Below are 25,098 nucleotides of genomic sequence, written 5' to 3' on the forward strand. Positions count from 1 at the left end.
CCCTACTCGGTCGGGTGTAGACAGCCTTACATGTGAGGCGGCTCAGCGACAGGCTATTTGGTGTGTCTATGTCCACAGAGGAAACGATCCACGGTTCAGCGTGCTACCCCCGTAGCTGATCGTTGCCGATCTGTGACACTGTCGTGCGCGATCTACTGGCGCACGGAAACTCGGCCAGCATCGACGGTCACCACCCGTCAACCTCCTCGACTCAATCCTCAACCGGAGGAAGGATTACCCAGGTGTAGACATCTCGCCGCGGGTCGTAGTCGCATTGGTACCAGACGTCGTTTGTCTCATCGTGCTCAAGTTTGCCCAGATCATCCTGTCCTCGGCAGGCGTCCGGGTCGGGAGTCTGTGACACGGAACTCTCACTCCTCAGCGGCGGTGAACTCAAGTTGTTCGGACTCAAGGCGGCCCATCCCACGGCGGCTATCAGCGGGAGTAGGCGGGATGTCGTCTCTTTCGATTTTGAAATGCTTGCCAAGTGTCTCCGTTTGCCCCTGGTAGTTCGATCCCAAGCCACCTTCGCCGTACAGCATGGTCGGCGGTTCGATCATGCGCTCGAAGGTCAGTTTGCAGACAGGTTGGCGATGTTCGATCATGAAGGCGACGTCGTGGGCGCGGACTTCCAACGCGGCAGTCGATCCTGCCCCGCGTTGTTCGGCGTTGTATCCGAAGCCGGGATCGAAGAACCCGGCATAGTGCGTCCGGAGTTCGCCGCTCGTTGGATCGTAGGCGGCCATCTCTGAGGCCAAGTGCGGTGGGATGGTGACCGCCTCGTGCGACATCAGGAGGTAGAAGCTGTTCGGTTGCAGAATGATGCGGTCGCCCTCCTCTCGAGCCACCTTGTCCCAGAACAGGTGAGGGTCGGACGCTCCGGATTTGCTCAGGTCAAGCAACGGAGCGCTGCTCCGCGCCCGCCATCCGACGCCTCTGCCTTTAGGGCCGCGCAGATTCAGGCCTAAAAACAGACCTGAGGACAGCTGTAGGTTTTTCGGGTTTACAGGCTTCCCCGCGACCGACAACAACGGACTCTCAGCATGTTCCCGCTTGATGTCCGCGTCGGAGAGTGCAGCGTCTCCGACAGACAGTCGCAGCTGATTGAGGGTGAGCCCGCGTCGAACTCTGATCGGAAAAGAGAGAGGGACAACTTCGAGGTAGAGACGGCCGGCATAGCCCGCTTGAATATCATCAAAGCGTGGGCCACGATCCGTGATCACGCGAGTAAAGACGTCGGCGCGCCCGGTCGAACTCTTCGGGTTCGCTCGTGCTCGCATTCCATGCGGCAGTTGGAGTCGCTCCATGAGCGGGATTACGTACGGAAGCCCGACCTCAAGCACCGCTCCGTCTTCACCAGTGAGATCCAGTTCGTATTTGCCGAGCTCGCGTAGTCGATCGTCCACTGTGTGGGTTCCGGGAAGGAAGCTGCACTGGATCCGGTGCGCCACGTCGCCAAGGCGTAGGTCGAGGCTCGCGGGCTGGATGTTGGCAGCCGGGATGTCCCCGCCGGGTGCACTGATGATGCCGTCCGCGATCGCCTTCTCTAGGTGCTGATTTGGCAGCACTCCATCCTTGCCCGCAGATAGGTCCACCATGACGCCCAGTCTCCTCCTTCGTGGTTCGTCGGAGTCTAGCGACACGACGCGAGCCTGGGCACGACGCAGGTCGGAGTTCAGACCGTCCTGCCGGTTCTGGTCCGGAGTGGAGGTCCGTCGGACACACGACGCCGGCTCGAATCCTTGGGAATCGGGTGTCATCGGAGAGTATCCGTTGCCTCACTCAACAGATCCACGGATTCCAATGGCCGCCAGTGCGGCCCTCCTTATCGATCGAAGGTGCACCAGGACCGGCACGCTCTCCGGAGCGCCTGCCCATGCCGGCTGCCGGCACAACCCAGCCCTTGGTAACCGACTCGATCTAGACCGGCGAACCCAGACACTAGAGCGGCGAGCGCCCATCCCAGGCATCTGACCACTGAGTAACCCGTCCGCCGGCCGCTCGATGATCCGGACCCCGTACTCCTCCCGTCAAGAGTGCTCTCCCTGGCCAAAGTGGAGGACCCGTCAACCTTGATCGAATCGAGCGGGCCAGGAGTTGACCGATGCGCGCAGTCTGCAGGCACGGCGATAGGTCCACTGCGTCATACGGACGTTGGAGACGAGTCAGGGGGCGGGTCCGCGGTTTGGGCTGCGTCTGGTGCCTGTTTCGGTGCGGGATGGCCGGGCCAGGCCGACGGAGCCTCTCGCTCGTCCCACAGCACTCTTCCTGTGAACTTGGCCTTGCTTAACAGCACGCGCGTATCGGATTGCCCACGACCCTCGCCGGCCTTCACGACAGCGGAGAACTGCACATGCGAGTGAGTGCTGGGCGTCGACCAACTCTCCTGATCCCACAGCATGTTCGGCGCCGAGACACCTACGGCAGACACGCGTCCACCAAGCGACCCTTCCATGACAACGGTCTCGGTAAGGAACTCCGCTTCGCGAAAGTCGATGATCGCTGAGTTGAATGCAGTCTCAAAGAATCGCACCTCCCCAGACTCGAATCGCGCACCGCGGAAATTAACGCTATTGGAGCCGTTGAATTTAGCATGATCAAAGCGGACGGTACCCCCTGCGAACCTGGCGCCCTTGAAAGACGTCTTCCACGACGTGAATGCAGCGGCGGTGAAGTCAACCTGGCCGTTAAAGACGGCCTCTTCAAAATCCGCAGATCTTTGACCGTCGAAGACAGCCATCTCGAAGGAAACGTCGCCCCGGAATGTGCACCCAGTGAACTTGGCGTCAGTAAGGCGTGCCCCGGCGAGCGGCAGATCACAGTCTGACCATGATCCGCCCGATGCTCCGGTCAAGCGGCGCGCAATCTCCTGGGTGATCACATTCCGGATCTCCGAGCGTTCTTGCTCCTTCAGTTCCTGTGGATCGTCCTCGTTGACCCGGAGCGACAGCAACCGGAGAGTCGCGCACAGCACATTTACGCAGACCTGACGCTGCGATGGCTCCCGTTGGCCCCAGTCATCGGCGAGTTGCGCGATCGCGTAGACGCCTGCAATCCGTATCGACGGCTCGGTGTGGCCCAACTGGTCGACCGCGGCACTAAATCGAGATCGGTAATCTGCGCGATCAGCCCGCTCTTCGGCGCTCTTCTCAAGATCTTGCTTCCGGGCCGCAAGATTGAGTTGCCGCTCAGTTGTCTGCTGCCGGCGATACGCGATCAACGCAGCCGAACCAATACCGACAAGCCCAATGATCGCGATTGTGCTACGTACGACGTCGTATAGTTGGCTCGATGGCAAGCTGAAGGTGCGTGGGTCCCACCAAACAACTCCATCTCCAACGGCAAGCCAGCCAGCGAGCGGCAGTCCTACTGCAACGCTCGCGAGAGCGACCACGACCGCTGCCCAGATGACATGCCTCGGCTTGAGAACACTCTTGTCGCCGTCGACCTGCGGTGTCTGTGCCGCCTTCGGTGAATCTATATCTGCGCTCTTTGCGTGCCCCTTCTCCATGCGTCAACGATCGCAGCGGCTAAGGCGTCGGCGTGAGCGCCATGCCGCACTGTGTGGTGCCCCTTCCGGCCGCATGCGCCTGCGGGTATACCACCGGTCAGCTGAGCTGGTCTCCAGGATGTGAGCCCGTAGGCCCATAGCGATTGCGGCGCATCTCGGCCCAACGCGGTCGACGTCGGCGGGTTGCGCTCCTCCGCGTGGCATCATCCATGGCACGAACTGGTGGCTACTCATGGGAGATTTCGCCTCCCGTGGAGGCCGACATGGGACTCAAGCGCTGGTTGAGAGCGGATGTGACGGTGTCGTTCTTCCTCGTAATGAGATGGTCGTCGGTTCGATTCCGACAGGCCGATCGTTAGATCGGCCGTCCTGATCCATCAATCAGGCCCCACTCGGAAAGCAGCTGTAAGGCTCGTCGGATCGTTCCCGCCGACACTCCGTAGATCTGGGTGAGCTGAGCTGTGGACGGGAGAGCCGCACCTCTCGGGAACTGTCCGTCTGTGATGTCTCCGCTGATCGCCGTCGCCACGTGCTCGTACGGCGAGCGCGGTTCTACGCGCGCCCGCTCGGACGCGGTGCGCTGCTCCGGCCGGGAAGGGAGCCGGGAGAAGAGAGCTTGCGCCGCACGTTGATCCGACTCGGACACGAATGCTGTGTAGACGCGGAGAGTGGTTGTACCGCCGCCCCCATGGCCAAGTCGGCCGGCGACCGTACGGATGTCAACGCCGGCCGCGATGAGTTCGGTGGCCGAATAGTGGCGGAGCTTGTGAAGTGTGGTGTTGATGCCCAGGCGGGCGGCCAGCTTGCCGTAGCGCTGAGAGACGCTATCCGGGACCAGGTGCTCGCTGTTGTCCGGTTCAAGAGAGAAGACGAACGCATCTGCACGAAGCTTCGTGTCGAGAGCCTCAGCTCGGCGTTCGCATTCGGCGCGGTGCTCTCGGAGAATGGTGACGGTGTCGCCGTCAATGGCGAGACGACGCTGCTGGTGGGTCTTGGTGTCCTTGAGCCACTTCTGACTACTGTTCTGGGCGACGCTAGTGTCCACGATGATGATGGCGTTCTCGAGGTCTACCTTGGACCAGCGGAGGCCGCAGAGTTCACCGCGGCGGGCACCGGTGACCATGGCTATCCAGACGAACGTGCCCCAGGCAGGGTCCCTGAACGCCTCGGCCAGGATCCGGGCCGCTTCCGCCGCTGTCGGCGGTCGTGGGTTCGGCTTCGGAGCGGCTGGCGGCTTGCCGGTCGGCATCGGGTTTACCCCTACCCACTTCCAGCGGACCGCTTGTTGAAATGCCCCGCTAAGGATGAAGTGGATCTGACGGATCGTTGCTGCGCCCAGGGGTCGGCAGACGTGGGGATGACATCGGTCGTCGCACTCATGCGGTCGGGCTGTGCGGTGCTCGATGAATCGCTGCCGGTCGCAGTGCAGACGACACCTGCGAAGCTCCGCGTAGTAGGGGTCAAGGAGATCAGCGTCGACCGCACCTACCTTGATGTGCCCGATGATCGGCTGAATGTGATTTCGAAAGTACCCGCGATAGGTGCGTGCTGTCGTTTCGTCCAGTTGGGCCAGGTCGAGGTGGCGCTCCACCAGAGCGCTGACGCTGGCATTGGTCCGCGGCTGCCGACGCTCGTCGACCAGGGTCTGAAGCCGGCGGATTGCCCGCTCGGCCTCATCATCCGCCTTGAGCGTGCCGGCGGGGATGGTCTCTTTGAGGTAGTGCCGGCGTTTGGTGACCGGGTCAATGCCCGCGTAGACCGACACGCGGAGGGCTCCGCTGGGCAATGTCTCGACGCTGCCGCGGGCTCGCTGGCGCCTCTTCGGGCTCGTTGCCATGGGATCAAGGGTAGCAATTCGCACCACGTTTGATCCCACGATCTGCATCGAGCGAAGTTCTGCACTCGTGCGATGCAAGGTGGAAGCCCCTTGTTTTAAAGGGTTTTCACGCTTGGTAGGCCCCGTCGGACTCGAACCGACAACCCGCGGATTAAAAGTCCGCTGCTCTGCCAATTGAGCTAGAGGCCCGGGTGTGGGGAACAGTGTGACAGGTGTTGGGGGTGGGGGGCCAACTGGAAGCAGGGATAGGACCAGTGGTTGAGGTGGTCTCGGACGGTGATCGGTGGATCACTGTGGGTTGAACCGGATGGGTGGGTTGGTCGTTTCCTGGGGTGAGGAGCGCCCTCGCCGGCGTGAGGCGGGTGGGGGTGTGGAGCCGTCCGTTCACCTTGAGGAGTTGGATGATGTTGGAGCGCTGGCAGGGGCAGGTCGTTGCTGTGTTCAGGATTGTGGTGGGGTTTTTGTTTGCCACCCATGGCGCCGCGGCGCTGTTCGGGGTGCTGGGGGTGAAGCAGGTGGAAGCACTGACGTGGCCGTCCTGGTGGGCGGCGGCGATCCAGGGGATCGCGGGGGCGTTGGTGATGGTGGGGTTCGGGACGCGGTGGGCCGCGTTGCTGTGTTCGGGGTCGATGGCTTACGCGTACTTCACGGTGCATCAGGTTGACGGGTTGCTGCCGGTGGAGAACGGTGGGGAGAAGGCGGCGTTGTTCGCGTTCGCGTTCCTGTTGATCGCGGTGCTCGGGAACGGGGGCTGGGCGCTGGAAAGTAGCCTTTCCAGCAGGAAGCGGGAGCCTGTGGCGGCCGGCGAGTAGCGGAGTGCCGGGCCATGACGATCCACGACGACAGAGCTGGAGTGCCGATGGCCGACGATCGGGCGGCGCTTCTGCGTGAGCTGCACGACGTGCACGCGCCTGCGCTGTGGCGGTTCGTGGTCCGGCTCACCGGGGACGACCGGTTCGCCGAGGACGTCGTGCAGGAGACGTTGCTGCGGGCGTGGCGGCGGCCGCAGATCCTGACCGAGGACGAGGCGGGGGCGCGGGCCTGGCTGTTCACCGTGGCGCGGAACCTGGTCATCGACGACCGGCGCAGTGCGCGGGTCAACCGGGAGGTCGCCAGCGACGACCTGCCGGAACGGCCGAGCGCCGACCACGCGAACGCCGTGCTGGACGCGTGGCTGGTGGCCGACTCGCTGGCGCAGTTGTCGGAGGACCATCGGCAGGTGATCGTCCGGGCGTACTACGGCCGGCGGACGGTCACCGACATCGCCAAGGAGCTCGACATCCCGCCGGGCACGGTGAAATCGCGGTTGCACTACGGAATGCGGGCGCTGAAGCTCGCGCTGCAGGAGAGGGGGGTGACGCAGGAATGAGCGATCCGTACCGGGACTGGGACGCGGCCTACCTGCTGGGCGCGTTGTCCGCGCAGGATCGGCGCGCGTACGAGGAGCACCTGCGCACGTGCGCGGACTGTTCGGCGGAGGTGGCGTCGCTGGCGGGCGTCCCCGGGACCCTGGCGATGCTGCCGGGGGAGCGGGCGCTCGCCACCCTCGACCCCACCCCGCCGAACCTGTTGCCCGGCCTGGTCCGGGCCGTCACCCGGGACCGTCGCAAGCGGCGGTTCCGGGTCGCGGGACTGGTCGCCGCGACCGCCGCCACCGCTGCCGCGATCGGCGCGGTGGTGGCGGTCCCGCTGGCTCGCGAGGAACCCGAGGGGGACTACGTCGTCCTGGCGCAGACCGTCGCCAGCAAGTTGACCGCCGATGCCCGCCTGGTGGAGGAGCGGTGGGGGACGACGATCGAGATCAGTTGCCGGTACGACGAACTGGCGACCCCCAGCGAACGCGCCCGCGGCTACGACCTGTTCGTCACCGACCAGAGCGGCAAGACCACGATGATCGCGAGCTGGACAGCCTCTCCCGGTACGACGGTCCGCCCGGCCGCAACGACCAAGCTGCACCGCGGCGAGATCCGCGCGCTGGACATCCGCAGCTCCGACACCGGCCGCATCCTGCTCGCCGTCCACTTCTGACCGGAGCCGGGTCCCGGCATCGGAGTGCACGCCCGCTGGACGTCCACTTCCGGCAGTGTCTTCCACGAACGCGCATGACAGGTGCCGGAAGGGGCACCTGAGAGCAAGGAAGGGCCGGTCGCTCGAGAGGCAAGTCGTTCCAGGCCCCGGTGTTCAGACCCGACGCACCGGGGTCGCCTCTCGTCCGGCACAGCAGCGGGTGGGACCGGCGTCAGGTCATCAGGTCGGTGTTATGGTTCATCGCGGTTGGGAAGTCAGCCGGTGGCGCAGCATGCCGCCCGCAGTGATTTCGACCGTTGAGGACACACCCCGGTGAGAGCAACCTCCCAACCGTCGGGCGCAGTGACCCGGTGAACGACGAGTTCGCCCAGGAGCTGGCCCGGATGGCCCAGGTCCTGCACGAGCAGCCCGATGTGGAACAGACCGCCGAACGGTTCCTCGAGTTCGTGCTGCCCCGGATCGGCACCGTGCACGCCAGCCTGCTGCTCGCGCACCGCGGCGGCCGGCTGGAGTCGGCGACCGCGACCGACGCGCTGGTCGAGGAGGCCGACCGGGTCCAGATCGAAACCGGCGAGGGCCCGGGGTTCAGCGTGGTTGCGGACGAGAAGAGCGTGGTCAGCGGGGACCTCCCGGGGGATCTCCGCTGGCCACGCTGGTCCGAGGGCATCGCCGGCGTCGGCCTGCGCAGCGTGCTCAGCGTCAGGCTCCGGACTCCGACCACGACAGTCGGCGTACTGAATCTCTACGATCCGGCGACCGAAAGATTCGGCCCGAACGACGACGTGATCGCGCAGGTGTTCGCCGATCACGCGGCGGTGGCGGTCTCCAACGCGCGCAGCGAGTCGACGCTGTGGCAGGCGATCGACGCCCGCAAGCTGATCGGCCAGGCGCAGGGGATCCTGATGGAACGCTTCGACCTGACCGACGAGCAGGCGTTCGCCGTACTGCGCAGGTACTCGCAGGACAACAACGTGAAGCTGCGGGACGTCGCGCAGCGGCTGATCGAGACGCGCAGGCTGTCCTGACGCAGAAAAGTTCCTGACCGGTGTAACACCGGCCGTGTCCTCACCGATACAGAGGGTGTAACGCTGGATCCCGCTCCAGGTCAACCGCCCGAAGGGCCTGGGGCGGGATCCGCTTTCGCACGAGGCGCCCGAAGTACCCGTGACGCGCAAAGGCCCCAAGGAGTTGCTCCTCGGGGCCTTTCCGCGGTCGTTCCTCCTACGACGCCTGCTCCTTCGGTCGGTCCGACTCCGGCAGAGCGATCCGGTCGGCCGGTAGCCGTTCGGTCCGCTCGACGCCGTCGTCGCCCTCGTACTGCACTGTCCCGGTCCATCCCTCGTCCTCGTGCTCGCGGCCGATCAACCAGCCGCGGTACCAGACGCCGTCCACCTGGACGACGACATGGCTGGGCAGAGGGAGGCGGGACACCAGTTCGGTGTCGGGCTCGAAACCAGTCATGGCCGAAGGCTAGGCGCTTTCGCCGACACTCGCCTGTCGAAGGTGTGTTCCCTGCCGGGAATCTCACACCCTGGAAGCGAGTTCTCGCACCAGACCAACAGAAAGTCCCAGTTCGGTCAGCGATCCGGTCACCTTCAGCGCGCGTCCGCCCGGAATGCGGCGAACCCAGCCCTGGTCGAGCGCATGCCGGCACAGCGCCGAGCCGACCGCGCCGGCGAGATGAGGCCGGCGCTCGGTCACGTCGAGGCAGGGACGAACGAGCGGACGGCCTCTTCCGGTCTTGACCGCAATGCCGAGCTCCTCCAGCCAGCGCGTGCCGTCGGGGGTCAGTGCGAGACCGTCGGACCAGTCGAGCAGGCCGCGTTCGGTCATCGTGTCGATGACGGCGATGCCGAGCCGGCCGGCCAGGTGGTCGTAGCACGTGCGGGCCCGCGCGAAAGCGTCCCGGCGGCTGGCGCTCTTCAGGCTGGTAGCAATCTCCGTACGACGAGGAGCCAGCGCCGACAGGCCTTCCAGCAGTTGCGCGGTCTCGGGCCCGGCCAGTTCGACGTACCGGTGCCGTCCTTGCCGAACTTCGCTGAGCAGGCCGCCCTCGACCAGCAGGTTCAGGTGCTCGCTGATCGTCGGGCGGGAGACGCCGGCCAGCTCGGCCAGTTCCGTCGCGGTCCAGGCGCGGCCGTCGAGCAGCGCGAGGCAGACCGTCGCCCGGGTGCCGTCGGCGAGCATCCGCGCCCACGCGGCCAGTTCCTGCCCCTCGGTCGTCGTCATTCACCCATCGTGCCTCGCGGTCGGTTCGGTCGGGGCCGAATCGATCCGGACCTAGGTTCGGAGCCATGACGCATCTCACCATCGCCCCCTCCATCCTGTACGCCGGTACGCCGGTGGCCCTGATCACCACGGACAACGGCGACGAGACCTTCAACCTGGCGCCGATGTCGTCGGCCTGGGCGCTCGGCGACGTCGTCGTCCTCGGCCTCGGCGACGAAGGCCGGACCGGCACGAACCTGCGCAGCCGGCCCGAGCTGGTCGTCAGCTACCCGTCGCCGGCGCAGTGGGACGCCGTCGAGCGGCTGGCGAGTCTGACCGGCAGCAATCCCGTGCCGGAGCACAAGCGCGCTCGGTTCCGGTACGAGCCGCGCAAGTTCGAGGCCGCCGGCCTGACCGAGCAGAAGTCCGAGCTGGTCGCACCGCCGCGGGTCGGCGAGTGCCCGCTGCAGTTCGAGGCGACGGCCGTCAGTGTCGATTTAGATGCTGGCGGCAACTTCCTGGTCGTGCAGGCGAAGGTGCTCCGGGTCCACGCCGTGGCCGAGATCGTCGTACCGGGGACGTCGTACGTCGATCCGCGCGCGTGGTCGCCGTTGATCTACAACTTCCGCCACTACTTCGGCCTCGGCGAGCAGTTGGGCGAGAGTTTCAGAACCGAGACGCCTTCAGCAGCAGCCGGTCCAGCTCCTCGTCGTTGAGTACGACGTCCAGCGCGGCCAGCGCCGGGCCGAGATCGTCGGCGGTGAGCGTGCGGTGCTCGGTGCGGCCGTCGGCGTACTCGGTGGTGAGCTCGGTGCCGACCACGCGGCGGCTGACGCCGTCGGCGAGGCGCATCACGACGAGCTTGGCCGAGAACGGCGAGTGCGGGTGGGTCGCGACGTAGTGGTGGTAGACCTCGTAGTCGATCAGGCGTTGCGGCTCGTCGTTCGAGGCGTGCTGCGGGACCCAGTCGTCGCCGGTCTTCTTCGCCAGCGTCCACGTGCCGCCGTCGTCGGTCAGCCGGTGCTCCCAGCCGCCCTGGTCGACGACCGCGCCGTCCTTGAGCGGCATCGGGTGCAGGATGCCGGCGCCGAAGCCGACATCGGCCAGCCACTGCTCGCCGTTCACCCGGACGAGCAGGTTCATGTGCGTCTTGGGTCCGGACTTGTGCGGCTGGACCCGCGCGACGCGACGCTCGACCTCGAAGCCGAGAGTTTCCAGTACGGCGGCCAGCAGCAGCGCGTGCTCGTAGCAGTAGCCGCCGCGTTGCCGCCCGACGAGCTTGGCCTGGACGACGTCGAGCTCCAGTCCCTGATGGGTGCCGAGTACGACGTCGACGTTCTCGAACGGGATGGCCCGGACGTGCGCGGCGTGCATGCGCTGCAGCGTTTCCACCGAGACGTCGCCCGCGGGCTGGCCGATCCGGTCAAGGTACGCGGCCAGGTCGAGCCGCTCGATGCCCCACTCGTTGGTCATGGCGCCCATCCCAACAGTTCCAGTGGACTTGAGGTCAAATGCTCGTGCGGAGCGCCTCGACGAAGGCGTCGACGGCACCGCATGGCTCGTCGGCGGCGCGCGTCGCGACGTACACCGTGCGGGTCGGCGGATCGGTCAGCGGCCGGACGACGAGATCGGGCCGCAGTGCCGGTACGACGAGGCCGGGCGCGAGCATGACGCCGTACCCGGCGGCGACGAACGCCTGCTTGCCGAGCCACGTCCCACAGACGATCTCCAGCCGCGGCGCGAATCCGGCGCGGGCGCACACGCTGGTCAGGATGGCCGCCGCGCCCGGGTAGTCCTCGACCCAGCTGTCCTTGGCGAGCTCGGCGAGGTCGATCTCGTCCTGATCGGCCAGCCGGTGGCCGACCGGCAGCGCGACGTGCAGCCGGTCGTCGAGAAGGTGGATCAGGTCGAGTCCGTCGGCGGCGGGCAGGCCGGGTGGATAGTCCGTGACGACCGCGAGATCGATGGTGCTGTCGACCAGACCTGGCAGGAGCGTCGGCGTGACTCCCTCGGTGAACGTGATCCGGAGGTCGGGCCAGCTCCGGTGCAGGCATTTCAGTGCCTTGGGCAACAATTGCGCGCTGGCGGTGGGGAAGGCGCCGACCCGGAGCGGCCCCGGCCGGCTCTCGGCCGCGGCGACGTCGGCGGTCGCGCGGTCGACCTGCGCGAGGATGCCGGCCGCATGGGTGAGCAGTACGTCGCCGGCCGCGGTCGGCCGGACGCCGCGGGCGTGCCGGGTCAGTAGGGTGCGACCGAGTTGGGCCTCCAACGTGGCGAGCTGCCGCGAGACGGCCGACTGGGTGTAGCCGAGTTTGTCCGCGGCCGCGCTGATCGAGCCGAGCCGGCAGACCTCGCGGAACGCGCGGAGCGGGGTCAGTTCCATGCCGCCAAGGTATACCGCGACCGCATGGCTCGGGTGCGAAGTATGCGCTGGTCGGATGCCTGAGCCCGGGTGAGGATGGAGGCTCGGTCCTTGGAGGAGGAGTTCTTGTGAGTCAGCTTTCCTACCCGCAGCCCGAAGGCGTTGCTGCGGGCAACGGGTACAGCCATGTCGTCACCGGGCCCGGTCGCTGGGTGGCGATCGCCGGGCAGGTCGCGCTGGACGCCGCGGGCGAGATCGTCGGGGCGGGTGATCCGGAGGCGCAGGCCCGCCAGGTGTTCGCGAACCTGGACGCGTGCTTGTCGGCGGCGGGTGCGAGCTTTGCCGACGTGGTGAAGCTCAACTTCTACGTGACGGACATCGGGGTGCTGCCCGCCGTACGGGTGGTGCGGGACCAGTACGTCGACACCGCGAACCCGCCGGCCAGTACGGCGGTGCAGGTGGTCGCGCTGTTCCGGCCCGAGCTGGTGCTCGAGGTCGAGGCGTACGCCGTGGTCGCCGGCTAGCGGAGGCGGTCGACGGCGTACCGGGTGGCTTGGCCGATGGCGGCGTCGACGCGGGGCAGGCGTCTGTCGGCGCGCGCGGCGCGGGTGAGGGCCGCGACGGCGACGGTCGGTCCGCCAGGGAGCTCGACGATCCCGACCTCGTGGCGCAGCGCGCCGAAGGTCCCGGTCTTGCCGTAGACGCGGACGGCGTCGTGCGGGAAGGCGGACGCGATCCGCTGGGTGAAGACCTGCTGCGCCATCAGCCGTTGCACGAAAGCGGTCTGCGGCGTGGAGAGGAGTTCACCGGACCACAGCTTGGCGAGCAGCGTCGTCATGTCGCGGGCGCTGGTGGCTGAGGCGTTGGCGGCTTCGTAGACGCCGGACGGGTCGGTGGTGTCGTTGTCGGCCAGTACGGCGAGCGCTGCGTCGGCGTCGGTCGTGCGCGTACGGCGTACCAGTTCGCGCAGGTTGTCGGCGGTGCCTCGGCGGACTCGTGTGCCGGTCAGGCCGGCGCGCTGGAGGAGGTCGGCGAGGCGATCGAGGCCGACGACTTCGAGCAGGGCGTCGGCGGCGGCGTTGTCGGACACGGTCATGGTCGAGGTGGCGAGGTCGCGCAGGGACAGTGTGACCGGGTCGCTGAAGATCGAGAGGCCGGTCGGGCCGGGCGTGCGGTCGTCCGGCTGGAGGGTGATCGGCTGTTGGGGGTCCAGGGAGCCGCCTTCGACCAGTTCCGCGAAGGCGATGACCAGCGGCAGCTTGTAGACGGAGGCCATCGGTACGACGGCGTCGGCGTCGAGGGAGATCGCCTCGTCGGGGCGGTCCAGCGAGATCGCGTGGAACCAGCCGCGGGTGCCGGCGTCCTCGAAGATCGCGCGCAGGTGATTGGTGGCCGAGTCGCGCAATGGTGGCCTGACAGGGCTGCTCATGTTGTCACCGCCAGGGCTTGGGCGATGCGGGCGAGCGCGTCGGGCAGCAGCGCGGACGGCGTACGGGCGGCCGGCCAGACCAGGCGGAGCCGTACCGGGAGCGGGTCGTCGACGATCGGGTGGCGGCCGAGGCCGACGGCGTGCAGCGAGCGGTCTGGTGTCACCACGATCGCCTGCCCGGCCGCGGCCATCGCCAGCGCGGCCCGCTCGTCGGTGACCACCACCGTGCCGCCTGTTGGGCGGTGCAGGTCCAGCGTGTCCAGCACGAGGTCCCTGGCGGCCGGTGCCTCAGCACGCGGGCGTACGGCGATCGGCAGCGCGTCCAGGTCGCGCAGCTTGAGCGGTACGCCGTCGTCCGGGTGCAGTGAGGTCGGTACGAGGGCGTCGGTCGGCAGGAGGGTGACTGGACCGGCCTCCAGCCCGTCGAGCACGGCCGGGTGGAGTACGACGGCCAGGTGCAGCCGGGTGGACGTCAGTAGCTGGCTGGTCGGAGCCGTGACGACGGTGACTCGGCCGCTGGGCAGTGCGGCAGCTACGGCCGCGCCGATGGCAGGCGGGACCTCTGGAGTCAGACCGAGCCGTACCTCTGGCCCGTCCGGGTCCCGAGCACCAGCGGCGTGGTGGAACTCGTCGAGCGAGCCCAGAGCGCGCCGGGCATACGGGAGGAGGGCTGCGCCGGCGGCGGTGAGCTCGACTCGACCAGGGCCGCGTTCGAAGAGCTTGGCGCCGACCAGGGCCTCCAGACGGCGCAGGCCCTGGGAGAGCGGCGGCTGGGTGATGCCGACGACGCGGGCGGCGTCGCCGAAGTGCTGCTCGTCGGCGAGCGCGATGAAGATCTGCAGGTGGCGTTCAGTGAGCATGACCCGGCTGACCTGGAGTGATATGTGCAGGCAATCGGATCATATGTAAGAGCATATTCGACATCTCTCCACCGCGAAGTCTTGACTGGGCGGCACGTCGAGGTGAGGAGAGCTGGGGATGACGGTGAGCCGGAGAGGTGTGCTCAGAGGGGCAGCGGTCGCGGCGGTGGGTGCTGCGGGGACTGCGGCCGGCGTACGGGCTGCGACAGCCGACGAGCCTGCAGCGGCAACACAGCGGGAGCCGGTCGAGCTGACCTGGTGGGGCAACCACGCGTGGCAGATCCGGTCCGGGGAGTCGGTCGTGCTGACCGACCCGTGGCTGACCAGGTTCGTCACCGGGACCTACACGCCGGAGGGCGCCGACGAGACGACGCGGATCGTCAGCAAGCCCAGCGTGATCGACAAGTACGTCACCAAGGCCGACGCGATCCTGGTGCACCACGGGCACTACGACCACCTCCCTGACGTCCCGTACGTCGCACGCCGGACCAAGGCGACGGTGCTCGGCAACGAGACGCACCTCAACCTGCTGCGAGCCATGCGGGCACCGGGCGACCAGCTGACGCAGGTGGTCGGTGGTGAGTACCTGCCGTTCAAGGGTTTCACTGTCGAGGTGTTCCGGTCGCTGCACTCGTGCGGAGGTGAGCGGCACCAGTTCGCCTTCCCGGGAACGCGTCCGGCCGTCGTACCGCCTAAGCCGCGGACAATCGCCGACCTGGTCGAGGGCGGGACCCTCGCCTACGTGCTGACCATCGGCGGGCTGCGCATCCTGAGTCTGAGCACCGCCGGCTTCGACCCGGTCGCGCTGAAGGACCTCGAGGTCGACGTGGTCCTGGCCGCGCCCGGCGGTGAGCCCGGCGTGACGGATCGGCTGCTGAAGACCATCAAGCCCGTTCCGCTGGTGATCGCCACGCACTGGGACGACTTCGACAAGCCGCTCGACGAGCCGGCCGAGGACTGGGGTGGTCTGGCGAAGCTCCAGGCCTCGGTGCTCGCGACGGGTGCCGAGTTCAGGAAGGTCGAGCACCTGGAGTCGATCACCCTCTGAAAGCTTCACGCCGGGCGCACTCCAGCGGCCAATGCGCCCGGCGTGAACCCCCTCAAGCCAAACTGCTCCCGGTCGCCGGGGTCAGGCGGTAGCCCTGGTGGGCGGAGAACTCCGCGGCCAAGGCGAAGCGGTCGCCGCGGACGACGGTGTGGCGCCACTCGAACGGGCGGCCCTGGGCATGGGCGAGGCGGTTGATGGAGAACACAGCGGCCCCGGCGGGGCAGTGCAGGAGGGCTCGCTCGGCCGACGTCGGGTTGACCGCGCGGATGTCCTCGCGGCCGTGGTCGAGGCGGAGGCCGGTGCGGGCCGCGAGTTCGGCGTACAGGCTGGTGTGGCTGAAGTCCGCCTCGAGCAGGCTCTCCGCGACAGCTGCCGGGAGCCAGACGCGGTCGAGTGCGAGGGGTTCGTCGCCGGCGAAGCGGACGCGTTCGAGGTAGACGAGCGGGATCGACGCCTCCAGGCCGAGGCGGCTCGCGATCACGCCGTCGGCGCGGACATCGAGCGCCCGTACGACGCTGTGCTGAGTCAGGCCGGACGCCTCGACCGACGAGAACAGGCTGTAGAGCGCGCCCATCGGCTGGCGGATCTCCGGCGCGGTCGCGACCCGCGGCTGGCGTCCGCGCTCGGCGACGATCAGGCCGTCGGCGCGGAGCTGGCTGAGCGCCTGGCGGACGGTGTGGCGGCTGACCTGGTAGTCCTCGACGAGGGCGAGCTCACCGGGGAAGACGTCGTCGAACTCGCCCGCGCGGAGCCGGCGGACCAGCTCCTCCTGGAGCTGCTTCCACAGCGGCCGGCCGCCGCCGCGGTTGAGCTTGCGCTCGGTCATCGAGGCCTTCCCGTCTGCGCCGTACGTCACGACGGCTTGCCAAATGTCCGGTCATCTCTTAGCTTAAATGTGCGTACATTTAAGAGCGAGGGGTCCCGGCGTGCAGCTAGAGGTTAGGTCACCGGCATCGTCCGAGACGGCCGCGAAACCTCATTTCGTCGAGCGGCTGCCGGGGTTGCTGGTGGTGCTCGTGCTCGCGACGGCGGCGGTGCCGCTCGGGCGGCTGGTCCCGGTCGTCGGCGGGCCGGTGTTCGGGCTGGTGCTGGGGGTTGTGGTCGGCTCGCTCGTGCCGGTACTGCGGGGTGAGTGGTCGCGGCCGGGGTACGAGTTCGCGTCGAAGTTCCTGCTGCAGGTGTCGATCGTGGTGCTGGGCACCGGGCTGTCGCTGCAGCAGGTCGCGCGCGTCGGCGCCGGATCGCTGCCGGTGATGCTCGGGACGCTGGCGATCGCGCTCGGTGGAGCCTGGTTGTTCGGGCGGTTGCTCGGGGTGCGCGGCGACACGCAGATCCTGATCGGCGTCGGTACGGCGATCTGCGGCGCCTCCGCGATCGCGGCGACGACGGCGGCGATCGAGGCGAAGAAGTCGTCGGTGGCGTACGCGCTGGCGACGATCTTCACGTTCAACGTGGTCGCGGTGCTGGCCTTCCCGCCGCTCGGCCACTTGATGGGCCTCGGCCCGGAGGCCTTCGGCCTGTGGGCCGGTACGGCGGTCAACGACACGTCGTCGGTGGTCGCGGCCGGCTATGCCTTCAGCCAGCAGGCCGGCGACCACGCACTGGTGGTGAAGCTGACCAGATCCCTGATGCTGGTGCCGATCGTGATCGGCCTGGTGATCCTGAAGTCCCGCCGGGACGCGCGCAGGGGGGTGGGGGGAGAGGGAGCCGGCGCCCCCGAAACCGCTAGCGGCTTCGCCGCTGCGGGCGCCGCCGCAACCCCTGGCGGCTTCGCCGCTGCGGGCGCCGCCGAAACCGCTGGCGGCTTCGCCGCTGCGGGCGTGCCTCGGGCGAAGCTTCCCTGGCGGCGGATGTTGCCGCTCTTCCTGGTCGGGTTCCTCGTTGCCGCCGGGCTGCGGACCGTCGGGCTGGTGCCGGACGAGCGGCAGGCGGATCTGGCGCTGGTCGGGACCTTCCTCATCACGAGTGCGCTGGTGGCGATCGGGCTGTCGTTGCGGGTCGGTGAGTTGCGGAAGGCCGGACTGCGGCCGTTGCTGCTCGGCGCGATCTTGTGGGTGTGCGTGGCCAGTTGCAGCCTCGGGCTGCAACTGGCCACCGGCACGCTCTAGCCCTCGAACGCCGCCGCGCGGATCTGGACCTTGCGGATCCGGTCGACGTCCAGCTTGCTGGAGCGGTCGAAGCGGTAGATGCCGTTCTCCTCCTGGAAGACGTCGGTCAGCTGCGTGTAGCAGTAGCCGAACATCCGCGGGTCGTCGAGCAGTACGTCGACCAGCCCGGTGAAGCGGTCGTAGAACTCCGCCTCGTCCTTCACCCGCTGGCCGTAGCCCCACGACTCGGCCCGGTCGGTGCCGGCCAGCTGGACCGCCTCCGGGTTCCACCAGATCCCGCCGAACTCGCTGCAGAAGTACGGCTGCCCGTTGTACGGTTGCGAGATCGGCCGGTCCTCGCGGCCACCGGTGTTGCCGTACGGCGCTCCGTCGGCCAGGCCGGCCATCTGCTTGCCGAACTCGACCGGGTCCTGCTCGTAGTTGTGCGAGTCCCAGATGTCGGTCTCCGGCACCCGGTGCGAGTAGCCGGAGGCGTCCAGCACCGGACGGCTGGTGTCGGCCGCCTTGGTGGCCAGGAACATCGCCCGGGTCACGTCGTCCAGCTGGGTGATCCGGTCGTGCAGCAGCTGGTGGGTCTCGTTCAGCGGGCACCAGCCGACGATCGACGGGTGGTTGTAGTCCCGCTCGACCGCCTCCAGCCACTGCGTCACGAACGTCGCGGTCGGCAGCTGGTTGTTGTCGCCGGTGTCACCGACGCCCGCACCCCAGTCGCCGAACTCTCCCCAGACCAGGTAACCCATCCGGTCCGCGTGGTAGAGGAACCGCTCCTCGAACACCTTCTGGTGCAGCCGGGCCCCGTTGAAGCCGGCCGCCAGGCTCAGCTCGATGTCCGCGACCAGCGCCTCCTCGGACGGCGCCGTCATCAGGCTCTCCGGCCAGTAGCCCTGGTCCAGCACCAGCCGCTGGAAGACGTGCTTGCCGTTGATCAGTACGGCCTGGCCGTTGATCGACACCGACCGCAGACCGGCGTAGCTGGCGGCCTGGTCGACCACAGCGCCGTCGGCGTTCACCAGCTCCAGCCGTACGTCGTACAGGTGCGGGTCGGTCGTGTCCCACAGCCGCACCCGGTCAGCCGGTACGGCGAGCTGCAGGCGCGGCGCCAGGTCCAGGTCCGCGCGAACCTCCGCGGTGACGATCTCGCCGTTGCTGTCGGACAGTACGGCGCGGACCGTCCAGCCCGGCTTGTTCGCCGAGACCGGGACGGACAGGTGGAACACCGAGCCCGCCACGTCGGGGGTGATCCGCGGCCGCCCGAGGTGGACCGACGGGACGGCCTCCAGCCAGACGGTCTGCCAGATGCCGGTGGTCCGGGTGTAGTGGCAGTCCCGGTTGAAGTAGATCGTGCTCTGCTTGCCGCGCGCCTGCGACCCGTTCTTGGTGTCGCGGGCGCGGACGACGATCAGCGCCTCCTCGCCCGGCGCGGCGACGCCCGCCAGGTTGGCGCTGAACGGGGTGAAGCCGCCGCGGTGCCGGACGACCTCGACGCCGTTCACCCAGACGGTGGCGTCGTGGTCGACGGCCTGGAAGTGCAGGACGGCGTCGTTGCCGGTCCAGTCGGAGGGGATCGTGACGGTCGTCCGGTACCAGACCGCTTCGGAGTAGTCGACGTCCTCGATCCCGGACAGCTCGGACTCGGGCGCGAACGGAACGGTGATCCGGCGCTCGAGCTCGCGCTCGGCCAGACCGCGTTCCAGGCCGGAGTCGGACTTGTCGGCCTCGAACTGCCACTCGCCGTTGAGGTTCAGCCAGTGCGGGCGGACGAACTGCGGCCGGGGGTGCTCGGGTCGGGGCTGGGTGCTGGGCATCGAGAGGCTCCCGTGAGGTGTGCTGAGCAGGTCGGCGTCGACTTTACAACGTTGAAATACGCTCGGCAACGGGTGGACGGAGAGTGGACGGAGACCCGCCGCACGGGCCGGGCAACGTTGTCAATGGTTTGTCGCCGGATGGAACTGTCAGCAAGATGACAGCCCGTTCGTGCAACCCTTTCGGCGTCGGTTCGTTCTTTGTCAGAAGAGGCAAGTCGCGGACCGGGACAACAAACCGTCGGCCCGGGGCGTCATGCTGGAGTGCAGGGCTGTGCGATGCGGGGAGAGGGAGAGGTCGATGGGTGGGAACTGAGCGCACCGCCGAGGTCCGCGAGCTCCGGTTGCGGGTGCCGCAGGGCGATCTCGACGCGCTGTACGACCGGCTCCGCGCGTTCCGCGACGGGGGCGGGTACATCGCCGCGGGTCTGGACCGCGTGGTGCCGGCCGCGTACGCCGACGAGCTGCTCGACTACTGGCTCGGCGGGTACGACTGGCGCGTGCACGAGGCCCGGCTGAGTGCCTACCACCACTACGGCACCGAGATCGGTGGCCAGTTCGTCCACTTCCTGCACGTGCGGTCCGCGCATCCGGACGCCCGGCCGGCGCTGCTCACGCACGCCTGGCCCAGTGGCGTGATGGACGTGCTGGACGCGGCCCTGCGGCTGGAGGTGGCCGGTACTCACCACCTGGTCATCCCGTCGATCGCGTGGACGGCGCTGAACGGTCCGGAGGGCGGTTCGCCGAGCAGCCGCGCCGCGGCGGGCTGGGACGAGTTGATGCGCCGCCTGGGCTACGACGAGTACCAGGTCGGCGACGACCGTGAGGGACTCGGCGCCACCCCGGCGTACACGGCGGTGTCGGAGGCGGTCGCGCAGCAGCGCGGGCTGGACGCCGCGGAGCTGGCGGAGGTCCGCTGGTTCAACGAGAACCTCACGGCGTTCAACGAGGGTCAGCAGATCTCCGCGCTGGTGCTGAGCACGGCACTGCTCGCTTGGAACGCACAGCTGGTCAGCCTGGAGATCGACCGGGACGCACTGCTCACCGGGCTCACACTGGCCTGGTTCGCCTCGCAGCTACCCGTCGAGGAGCCGTAGGCCGTTCTCCCAGCAGACCGCGCGCAGCCAGTCGTCGCCGAGGTCGAGACGCTCCAGGGCTTCCAGCTGTACGGCGTACTCGTACGGGATGTTCGGGAAGTCCGAGCCGAGCACGACCTTGTCCTGCAGCGCCGCCATCCGCGGCCGGAGTTCCCGCGGGTACGGCGCCAGTGACTCGGTGAACGGCGTCAGCGCCATCGTCGTGTCCAGGTGCACGTTCGGGTAGGTCTCGGCGAGCGTCAGGTGCTCGGCGTACTCCGGCATGCCCAGGTGAGCGATGACGGCCGTCAGCCGTGGGTGCTTGGCCAGTACGTCGCCCATCGGGCCCGGCCCGGTGTGGCGTCCGGGGATCGGTCCTGACCCGCAGTGCACGACCACCGGGACGCCGGCCTCGGCCAGCTGTCCCCAGACCGCGTCCAGCTCCTCGTCGCGCGGGTCGTAGTCGCCCACCTGGACGTGCACCTTGAAGATCCGGGTGCCCAGCTCGAGCGCTTCCTTCACGTACGACGCGGCGCCGGGCTCGGGGTAGAACGTCCCGCTCGCCACGCAGCCAGGGGTCCGGGCAGCGAAGTCCCGGGCCCAGCTGTTCAGCCAGGCGGCCATGTCGGGCTTGTGCGGGTAGACCAGCGCGGAGAACCGGCGTACGCCGAGCCGCTGCAAGGTCTCGACCCGTTCAAGGGCCGGCGTCCGGTACTGGACCGGCCAGGCAACGCCGTAGTGCTGCTCGGCCTGGTCGAAGTAGGCCCAGACCGCGTTCATCACCTGGTCCGGGAGGAAGTGGACGTGCACGTCCACGAGTCCGTCGAGCCCCAGCCGCCGCCACCACGCGGGCACCTCGTCGTCACGCACCCGAACACTCTAGACAGTCGTTGATTTTGCAAGATCTACGTAGATACGTAGTATCCACAGTGTGGAAGAACCTGTGGACAACCGGCTGGCGGACCTGGAGCGGCGCGTCGCCGCCCTGGAGTCGGCCGAGTCCGCGGGGCTTCGTCCACAGGAGCGGCAGGTGCTCCCGCAGGGCGCGGACCCCGAGGTGTTCTTCGCGCTGCGCGGGCTGAAGGAGCGCATCCCCGCGCCCGGCGCGGTGCTCTACACGGGCAGCGTGACGCTGCCGGACGAGCGGACGATCGACTGGCAGTTCGGGCGCCCGACGCCCGAGGTGCTGGAGGCCGACTGGGCCTCGAGAGCGTCCGCGCTCGCCGCACTGGGACATCCGGTCCGGCTGACGCTGCTCCGCGAGATCCTGCACGGACGTACGACGGTCAGCGCGCTCAGCGAGGTCGAGGGCCTCGGCACGAGCGGGCAGATCTACCACCATCTGCGGCAGCTGACGGCCGAGGGCTGGTTGCACACGCCCAGCCGCGGCGTCTTCGCCGTTCCCCCGACCCGGGTGGTCGCGCTGCTCGCGATTCTGGTCGCTCTCGAGAGGTGAGTCCCTTGAAACTGATCGCTGTCCTGCTCGCCGTCGCCTTGGCTGCCGGCGGCTGGCTGATCCGGCCCGGCGCGCTGCACCTGGCCGAGTCCAGCACGGGTGACGCCGAGCTGCAGCGCTTCATCGACGACAACTACGAGGGGCCGGGCCACCGGCTGTCCGTTGCGGTCGTCGAGGACACCACGACTCGCTACGCGGGTCGTGGGACCGACGAGCACGGCAGCTTCGAGATCGGCTCGATCAGCAAGGCGCTCACCGGGATCCTGCTCGGCGAGGCGGTCCGGCGCGGCGAGGTGAAGCTCGACCAGCAGGTCGGGTCGCTGCTGCCGCTGGACGGCTCGGACGTCGCCACTGTCACGCTGGAGGAGCTGGCGACCCACCAGTCCGGTCTGCCGAACACCACGGGCAAGCCGCTGCCCGCGGCACGCGCGATGCTGGCCAACCTGTCCGCGGGCAACCCCTACCCGTTCAGCGTCGACCAGCTGCTCGACCAGGCGAGGTCCGCGGGGACGGACGGCCGCGGCAAGTCGACGTACTCGAACCTTGGCGGAGCCCTGCTGGGCCAGGCTCTGGCCAAGCAAGCCGGCAAGAGCTACCCGGACCTCCTGCAGGAACGAGTCTTCCAGCCACTGGGCATGCGAGAGTCCCGTACGCCGACCAGCGACGACGGCGCAGCACCGGAGGGCTACGGCTCGGGTGGTCGTCGGCAAGGCACCTGGGTCCAGACCGGCTACGCCCCTGCCGGCGGGGTGGTCTCCACCGCCGCTGACCTCGCTGTGCTCGCCAAGGCGCTGATCAGTGGCAAGTACGTCGAGGCCCTGGCTCCCCGCCGCGACTTCGACGAGGATCGGATCGGCCTGTTCTGGATCACCACCCCACTGCCGAACGACCGCAGCATGATCTGGCACAACGGCGGGACCGGCGGCTACCGCTCGTTCATCGGTGTGGATCTCGAGCGTCGCCGGGCCGTGGTGGTCCTGTCGGACGTGGCCGCCGACGCCGACGACTTCGCCACCAAGCTCCTGGAGGCATCGTGAGAGACATCTTCCTGATCACCCTGGCCGTCGGCTTCCCGGTCCTCGCGATCTGGCAGATCCTCGCCCACAAGCTCCGCGACCGCGCCGATGTCGTGATCGTGCTGGTGACCGGGATCGTCTTCCTGCTCTTCGCCCGGGCCAGCGCCAACTGGAACTCGCTGCCGCCCTGGCTGTGGCTCGTCGGCGTGGCCCTGATGGCCGTCGCGACCGCCCTGTCGGGCCGGATCTGGGCCGGCCTGGCCTGGTTCACGGCGGAACGGCCGCGGCGCGCTCTGTCCGCCGTACTCCAGTTGCTCCTCGCGGGCGCCGTCTGCGCGGTGCTTCTGTGAACGAGCACCTCGCCCGCGGCTGGGACGAGGCGGCCGCCGGCTACGAGCAGTACTTCGTCCCGCGCTTCCGGCCGTGGGTCGAGGCGGCCGTCGCCCAGCTCGGCGACCTGCCGCCCGGTCCGATCCTGGTGCCGTGCTGCGGCACGTTCCCGGAGCTCGACCTGCTGCTCGACCAGTTCCCCCACCGGGAGATCGTCGGCATCGACCTGTCGGCCGGCATGGTCCGCCTCGCGCGCGAGCGCGCCGGAGGCCGCGACCTCGTCAGCGTGGTCGAGGGCGACGCCTCGACGCTCGATCCCCGCTGGCTCAGGACGTGCGGCGCGGTCGTCTCCGTCTTCGGCCTGCAGCAGCTGCCCGAGCCGGAACACGCGATCGGTTCCTGGTACGACGCACTGCACTCCGAAGGCCGGCTCTCGGTCGTCTACTGGCCGTCCGTCACCGAGGAGACCGGCCCGTTCAGCCTGATCAAGGACCTGCTGCACCCCGAAGCTCCCGCAGACGCAGACGCAGACGTCGACGCCGACGCCGCTGCAGCGGCCGGGGACCCGGCTGCTGCCCTCGGGGGAGCGGTCGATCGCGACGAGCTGCTGAGATTCCCGATCACCTACACCGGCGCCGCCGAGTTCTTCGAGGCCTACGCCCACTCCGGCCCGATGCGGGCGACCGCGATCGCCCGCGGCGAGGCCTTCGTCGAGGAGCTCCGCAAGAGATTCCTGGAGCGGGCGCCGGAGGGCGAGTGGACCCACCACCCGGCAGCCCGCCTGATCACCGCGACTGGTCGATGACCCACAGGCCGGTGAGGCCGCGGAAGTGGGCCTGGAACTTGTCCTGCTCGTGGGCGGGGTAGGTCGCCTTCACCGTCTCGGTGAGGATGCGGTCGAAGTCGGCGCTCTTGACCCACTCGACCAGCTGCTCGTCGAAGTTCGGCAGGTTCTGCGCGACCCACTCGTGGTACCTGGCGGTCTCGAAGTGCTCGTCGGCCAGCTTCAGGTACGCCTCGATCTTGGCGTCGTAGTCGAGTGACTCGTCGTCGGCGATCGCGAAGTAGCGCTCGGTGTGCAGGTCGACCTTGGTGCGGCGACCGGTGGCCAGCGAGAAGACCGACCACTTGACCAGCGCGCCGATCGCCCACGGGAAGTAGTAGTGCAGCGAGGTGATCGCGACGTCGGGGCAGGCGTTGGCGTAGTCGATCGGGTGCACCGAGTCGCCCGCGACCAGCATCTCGCAGGAGTTGAACTCCCAGCCGAAGAAGGCGTTCACGATCCGGCTGATCGCGACCGCCTGGTGGCCGGCCGAGGGGCTGAGGAAGTCGTGCGAGACGGCGTACCGGTTGTGCATCGGCTCGTCGGGGCGGAAGTCCATCACCATCGTCTCGGCGCCGATCGACAGCGCCCGGGCGAACTTCTCGTACTCGACCGTCGCCTGCAGGTGCATCAGCATCTCGCCCGACTCGTCGTACGCCGTGTGCAGGTCCTCGCGGTTGTCGATCCGCGAGACGCCGCGCCAGCCGCCGCCGTCGAACGGCTTCATGTACATCGGGTAGCCGAGGTCGTCGGCGATCGCGTCCAGGTCGAAGGTCTTGTTGTACTTGGCCGACGTGTAGGCCCAGCGGACGTTGTCGACCGGGTTCTTGTACGGCACCAGCACGGTCCGCGGGATCTTCAGCCCGAGCCGCAGCATCGCGCAGTACGCCGAGTGCTTCTCCATCGCCTGGAACGTGAACGGCGAGTTCAGCAGGTACGTGCCGTTCATCAGCGCGGCCTTCTTCAGCCACTCGCGCGGGTGGTAGTACCAGTACGCCAGCCGGTCGATCACCAGCCCGACCCGGACCGGGTCGTTCAGGTCGAACGGCTCGATGGTGAGCCGCTCGGTGCCGAACTCGTGCGTGGTGCCGGCGGACTCGACCGGACCGACGCGGCGCAGCAGGGCCTCGAAGGCCTGCGGCCAGTCCTCCTCGGCGCCGAGCAACAACCCGATCAGGTGCTGAGAGCGGTCAGGCACAGTAGG

At 68.2% G+C, this 25,098-nt stretch carries 26 protein-coding genes and 1 tRNA gene; 13 read left to right on the top strand and 14 right to left on the bottom strand.

The genetic code is table 11. From position 1 onward, the window contains the following. Positions 1 to 371: 371 nt before the first annotated feature. The 4 genes from HDA39_RS34475 to HDA39_RS34490 all read right to left on the bottom strand — a co-directional run bounded on the left by HDA39_RS34475 (position 372) and on the right by HDA39_RS34490 (position 5,537). On the bottom strand, positions 372 to 1,598 hold the full coding sequence (locus HDA39_RS34475; protein ID WP_184802396.1) for a 2'-deoxycytidine 5'-triphosphate deaminase: 1,227 nt from the start codon (positions 1,596 to 1,598) through the stop codon (positions 372 to 374). A gap of 545 nt (positions 1,599 to 2,143) precedes the next feature. Continuing rightward, the gene (locus HDA39_RS34480) at positions 2,144 to 3,511 is read right to left on the bottom strand and encodes a pentapeptide repeat-containing protein (protein WP_184802398.1); all 1,368 of its coding nucleotides are present in this window, start codon (positions 3,509 to 3,511) and stop codon (positions 2,144 to 2,146) included. Between the two features lie 355 nt (positions 3,512 to 3,866). Continuing rightward, positions 3,867 to 5,348, bottom strand: a complete 1,482-nt coding sequence (locus HDA39_RS34485) for a tyrosine-type recombinase/integrase (RefSeq protein ID WP_184802400.1) — start codon at positions 5,346 to 5,348, stop codon at positions 3,867 to 3,869. A 113-nt stretch (positions 5,349 to 5,461) separates the two neighbouring features. Continuing rightward, positions 5,462 to 5,537 (bottom strand) — tRNA-Lys (locus HDA39_RS34490). 212 nt (positions 5,538 to 5,749) lie between these two features. Here HDA39_RS34490 and HDA39_RS34495 point away from each other — a divergent pair. From HDA39_RS34495 to HDA39_RS34510, 4 genes are all read left to right on the top strand, one after another. Then, a complete protein-coding gene (locus HDA39_RS34495; protein WP_184802401.1) occupies positions 5,750 to 6,160 on the top strand; it encodes a DoxX family protein in 411 nt (136 codons plus the stop codon). A gap of 14 nt (positions 6,161 to 6,174) precedes the next feature. Further along, positions 6,175 to 6,717: a sigma-70 family RNA polymerase sigma factor gene (locus HDA39_RS34500; protein WP_273482674.1), complete on the top strand. Its 543-nt coding sequence runs from the start codon at positions 6,175 to 6,177 to the stop codon at positions 6,715 to 6,717. Then, entirely contained in the window at positions 6,714 to 7,376 is a 663-nt protein-coding gene (locus HDA39_RS34505) for an anti-sigma factor family protein (RefSeq protein ID WP_184802403.1), read from the top strand. Before HDA39_RS34500 ends, HDA39_RS34505 begins: the two co-directional genes overlap by 4 nt. Positions 7,377 to 7,726: 350 nt before the next feature. Next, positions 7,727 to 8,401 carry a GAF and ANTAR domain-containing protein gene (locus tag HDA39_RS34510; RefSeq protein ID WP_337926019.1) on the top strand — a complete coding sequence of 225 codons (675 nt, stop codon included), beginning with the start codon at positions 7,727 to 7,729 and terminating at the stop codon, positions 8,399 to 8,401. Positions 8,402 to 8,597: 196 nt separating this feature from the next. On the opposite strand, the gene HDA39_RS34515 is transcribed toward HDA39_RS34510, so the two are convergent. Both HDA39_RS34515 and HDA39_RS34520 read right to left on the bottom strand, forming a co-directional pair. Further along, positions 8,598 to 8,837: a hypothetical protein gene (locus HDA39_RS34515; RefSeq protein ID WP_184802405.1), complete on the bottom strand. Its 240-nt coding sequence runs from the start codon at positions 8,835 to 8,837 to the stop codon at positions 8,598 to 8,600. Positions 8,838 to 8,900: 63 nt separating this feature from the next. Continuing rightward, complete coding sequence (locus tag HDA39_RS34520) at positions 8,901 to 9,605, bottom strand: ArsR/SmtB family transcription factor (RefSeq protein ID WP_184802407.1); 705 nt, start codon at positions 9,603 to 9,605, stop codon at positions 8,901 to 8,903. Positions 9,606 to 9,670: 65 nt separating this feature from the next. Between HDA39_RS34520 and HDA39_RS34525 the strand changes: the two genes are divergently transcribed. Beyond that, the gene (locus HDA39_RS34525) at positions 9,671 to 10,300 is read left to right on the top strand and encodes a flavin reductase family protein (protein WP_184802409.1); all 630 of its coding nucleotides are present in this window, start codon (positions 9,671 to 9,673) and stop codon (positions 10,298 to 10,300) included. Here HDA39_RS34525 and HDA39_RS34530 read toward each other — a convergent pair. Beyond that, complete coding sequence (locus tag HDA39_RS34530) at positions 10,251 to 11,057, bottom strand: arylamine N-acetyltransferase family protein (RefSeq protein ID WP_184802411.1); 807 nt, start codon at positions 11,055 to 11,057, stop codon at positions 10,251 to 10,253. The two genes, HDA39_RS34525 and HDA39_RS34530, sit on opposite strands and share 50 nt — an antisense overlap. Before the next feature lie 34 nt (positions 11,058 to 11,091). Continuing rightward, positions 11,092 to 11,967, bottom strand: coding sequence for a LysR family transcriptional regulator (locus HDA39_RS34535; RefSeq protein WP_184802413.1), 876 nt, complete (start codon positions 11,965 to 11,967; stop codon positions 11,092 to 11,094). A gap of 107 nt (positions 11,968 to 12,074) precedes the next feature. Here HDA39_RS34535 and HDA39_RS34540 point away from each other — a divergent pair, with 107 nt between their 5' ends. Further along, positions 12,075 to 12,470 (top strand): Rid family hydrolase, encoded by a 396-nt coding sequence (locus HDA39_RS34540; protein ID WP_184802415.1) that lies wholly within the window; start codon positions 12,075 to 12,077, stop codon positions 12,468 to 12,470. Here HDA39_RS34540 and HDA39_RS34545 read toward each other — a convergent pair. Next, positions 12,467 to 13,375 (bottom strand): serine hydrolase, encoded by a 909-nt coding sequence (locus tag HDA39_RS34545; RefSeq protein ID WP_184802417.1) that lies wholly within the window; start codon positions 13,373 to 13,375, stop codon positions 12,467 to 12,469. The genes HDA39_RS34540 and HDA39_RS34545 overlap by 4 nt on opposite strands. Next, positions 13,372 to 14,235, bottom strand: a complete 864-nt coding sequence (locus HDA39_RS34550) for a LysR family transcriptional regulator (protein WP_184802419.1) — start codon at positions 14,233 to 14,235, stop codon at positions 13,372 to 13,374. The genes HDA39_RS34545 and HDA39_RS34550 overlap by 4 nt, the downstream gene beginning before the upstream one ends. Positions 14,236 to 14,353: 118 nt before the next feature. Here HDA39_RS34550 and HDA39_RS34555 point away from each other — a divergent pair, with 118 nt between their 5' ends. Then, positions 14,354 to 15,283 (top strand): MBL fold metallo-hydrolase, encoded by a 930-nt coding sequence (locus HDA39_RS34555; protein ID WP_184802422.1) that lies wholly within the window; start codon positions 14,354 to 14,356, stop codon positions 15,281 to 15,283. Between the two features lie 52 nt (positions 15,284 to 15,335). On the opposite strand, the gene HDA39_RS34560 is transcribed toward HDA39_RS34555, so the two are convergent. Continuing rightward, complete coding sequence (locus tag HDA39_RS34560) at positions 15,336 to 16,109, bottom strand: GntR family transcriptional regulator (RefSeq protein WP_184802424.1); 774 nt, start codon at positions 16,107 to 16,109, stop codon at positions 15,336 to 15,338. A 100-nt stretch (positions 16,110 to 16,209) separates the two neighbouring features. Between HDA39_RS34560 and HDA39_RS34565 the strand changes: the two genes are divergently transcribed. Further along, complete coding sequence (locus HDA39_RS34565) at positions 16,210 to 17,391, top strand: YeiH family protein (protein WP_337926020.1); 1,182 nt, start codon at positions 16,210 to 16,212, stop codon at positions 17,389 to 17,391. Here HDA39_RS34565 and HDA39_RS34570 read toward each other — a convergent pair. Next, on the bottom strand, positions 17,388 to 19,196 hold the full coding sequence (locus HDA39_RS34570) for a glycoside hydrolase family 2 protein (RefSeq protein WP_184802428.1): 1,809 nt from the start codon (positions 19,194 to 19,196) through the stop codon (positions 17,388 to 17,390). The genes HDA39_RS34565 and HDA39_RS34570 overlap by 4 nt on opposite strands. Before the next feature lie 302 nt (positions 19,197 to 19,498). Here HDA39_RS34570 and HDA39_RS34575 point away from each other — a divergent pair, with 302 nt between their 5' ends. Next, positions 19,499 to 20,290, top strand: a complete 792-nt coding sequence (locus HDA39_RS34575) for an epoxide hydrolase N-terminal domain-containing protein (protein ID WP_184802430.1) — start codon at positions 19,499 to 19,501, stop codon at positions 20,288 to 20,290. Here HDA39_RS34575 and HDA39_RS34580 read toward each other — a convergent pair. Further along, positions 20,270 to 21,139, bottom strand: a complete 870-nt coding sequence (locus HDA39_RS34580) for an amidohydrolase family protein (RefSeq protein WP_184802432.1) — start codon at positions 21,137 to 21,139, stop codon at positions 20,270 to 20,272. The genes HDA39_RS34575 and HDA39_RS34580 overlap by 21 nt on opposite strands. A gap of 61 nt (positions 21,140 to 21,200) precedes the next feature. Between HDA39_RS34580 and HDA39_RS34585 the strand changes: the two genes are divergently transcribed. Genes HDA39_RS34585 through HDA39_RS34600 form a run of 4 tightly spaced genes read left to right on the top strand, consistent with a single transcriptional unit; the run spans position 21,201 to position 23,876 of the window. Then, positions 21,201 to 21,725, top strand: a complete 525-nt coding sequence (locus HDA39_RS34585; RefSeq protein ID WP_337926021.1) for an ArsR family transcriptional regulator — start codon at positions 21,201 to 21,203, stop codon at positions 21,723 to 21,725. A 5-nt stretch (positions 21,726 to 21,730) separates the two neighbouring features. Beyond that, positions 21,731 to 22,762, top strand: coding sequence for a serine hydrolase domain-containing protein (locus HDA39_RS34590; RefSeq protein WP_184802434.1), 1,032 nt, complete (start codon positions 21,731 to 21,733; stop codon positions 22,760 to 22,762). After that, a complete protein-coding gene (locus tag HDA39_RS34595) occupies positions 22,759 to 23,091 on the top strand; it encodes a hypothetical protein (protein WP_184802436.1) in 333 nt (110 codons plus the stop codon). Before HDA39_RS34590 ends, HDA39_RS34595 begins: the two co-directional genes overlap by 4 nt. Continuing rightward, positions 23,088 to 23,876 (top strand): class I SAM-dependent methyltransferase, encoded by a 789-nt coding sequence (locus tag HDA39_RS34600; protein WP_337926022.1) that lies wholly within the window; start codon positions 23,088 to 23,090, stop codon positions 23,874 to 23,876. The genes HDA39_RS34595 and HDA39_RS34600 overlap by 4 nt, the downstream gene beginning before the upstream one ends. Here HDA39_RS34600 and HDA39_RS34605 read toward each other — a convergent pair. Further along, positions 23,857 to 25,092, bottom strand: coding sequence for an ATP-grasp domain-containing protein (locus tag HDA39_RS34605; RefSeq protein ID WP_184802438.1), 1,236 nt, complete (start codon positions 25,090 to 25,092; stop codon positions 23,857 to 23,859). The two genes, HDA39_RS34600 and HDA39_RS34605, sit on opposite strands and share 20 nt — an antisense overlap. Between the last annotated feature and the right edge of the window lie 6 nt (positions 25,093 to 25,098).

This window comes from Kribbella italica, from assembly GCF_014205135.1.
In the GTDB taxonomy this organism is placed as follows: Bacteria; Actinomycetota; Actinomycetes; order Propionibacteriales; family Kribbellaceae; genus Kribbella; species Kribbella italica.

Bases quoted from the DNA above. Each gene is read 5' to 3' on its own strand.
- HDA39_RS34505 (WP_184802403.1), top strand. From the start codon at position 6,714: ATGAGCGATCCGTACCGGGACTGGGACGCGGCCTACCTGCTGGGCGCG.
- HDA39_RS34485 (WP_184802400.1), bottom strand. From the start codon at position 5,348: ATGGCAACGAGCCCGAAGAGGCGCCAGCGAGCCCGCGGCAGCGTCGAG.
- HDA39_RS34475 (WP_184802396.1), bottom strand. From the start codon at position 1,598: ATGGTGGACCTATCTGCGGGCAAGGATGGAGTGCTGCCAAATCAGCAC.
- HDA39_RS34550 (WP_184802419.1), bottom strand. From the start codon at position 14,235: ATGCTCACTGAACGCCACCTGCAGATCTTCATCGCGCTCGCCGACGAG.
- HDA39_RS34535 (WP_184802413.1), bottom strand. From the start codon at position 11,967: ATGGAACTGACCCCGCTCCGCGCGTTCCGCGAGGTCTGCCGGCTCGGC.
- HDA39_RS34570 (WP_184802428.1), bottom strand. From the start codon at position 19,196: ATGCCCAGCACCCAGCCCCGACCCGAGCACCCCCGGCCGCAGTTCGTC.
- HDA39_RS34560 (WP_184802424.1), bottom strand. From the start codon at position 16,109: ATGACCGAGCGCAAGCTCAACCGCGGCGGCGGCCGGCCGCTGTGGAAG.
- HDA39_RS34480 (WP_184802398.1), bottom strand. From the start codon at position 3,511: ATGGAGAAGGGGCACGCAAAGAGCGCAGATATAGATTCACCGAAGGCG.
- HDA39_RS34530 (WP_184802411.1), bottom strand. From the start codon at position 11,057: ATGACCAACGAGTGGGGCATCGAGCGGCTCGACCTGGCCGCGTACCTT.
- HDA39_RS34525 (WP_184802409.1), top strand. From the start codon at position 9,671: ATGACGCATCTCACCATCGCCCCCTCCATCCTGTACGCCGGTACGCCG.
- HDA39_RS34500 (WP_273482674.1), top strand. From the start codon at position 6,175: ATGACGATCCACGACGACAGAGCTGGAGTGCCGATGGCCGACGATCGG.
- HDA39_RS34545 (WP_184802417.1), bottom strand. From the start codon at position 13,375: ATGAGCAGCCCTGTCAGGCCACCATTGCGCGACTCGGCCACCAATCAC.
- HDA39_RS34515 (WP_184802405.1), bottom strand. From the start codon at position 8,837: ATGACTGGTTTCGAGCCCGACACCGAACTGGTGTCCCGCCTCCCTCTG.
- HDA39_RS34555 (WP_184802422.1), top strand. From the start codon at position 14,354: ATGACGGTGAGCCGGAGAGGTGTGCTCAGAGGGGCAGCGGTCGCGGCG.
- HDA39_RS34495 (WP_184802401.1), top strand. From the start codon at position 5,750: ATGATGTTGGAGCGCTGGCAGGGGCAGGTCGTTGCTGTGTTCAGGATT.
- HDA39_RS34520 (WP_184802407.1), bottom strand. From the start codon at position 9,605: ATGACGACGACCGAGGGGCAGGAACTGGCCGCGTGGGCGCGGATGCTC.